This is a genomic window from Planococcus sp. CAU13 (genome assembly GCF_000775575.1).
In the GTDB taxonomy this organism is placed as follows: Bacteria; Bacillota; Bacilli; order Bacillales_A; family Planococcaceae; genus Planococcus.
On the sequence record NZ_JRGN01000323.1, the window covers coordinates 1 to 325 of the forward strand.

The window sequence follows — 325 nt, forward strand, 5'->3', positions numbered from 1 at the left end:
TGGTACGTATCAATTTGTTGAAACAACAGCACCATTTGGTTACGAATTGTTGAGTGAACCAATCGAATTTGAAATTGTATTCGATCAGCAGGAAATGCTGACAGTAACAGTGTCCAATGAATTGAAAAATGGCTTCGTGGAACTTGTTAAAGTCGATAGCCGCGACAGCAGCATTACGCTTTCAGGAGCTGTTTTCCAGCTGCTCGATGAGGAAGGCGATATCGTTGTCGAAAGTCTGGAAACAAATGCTGAAGGAAAAGTTGAAATAGAGCTGAAACCTGGTAACTACCAATTGGTTGAAACAACAGCGCCATTCGGTTACGAG

General features: G+C 42.2%; 1 protein-coding gene. It reads left to right on the forward strand.

The genetic code is table 11. From position 1 onward, the window contains the following. Positions 1-325, forward strand: a 325-nt coding sequence (locus tag KW93_RS17530) for an MSCRAMM family protein (RefSeq protein ID WP_033543875.1), incomplete at both ends; no start/stop codon positions are given.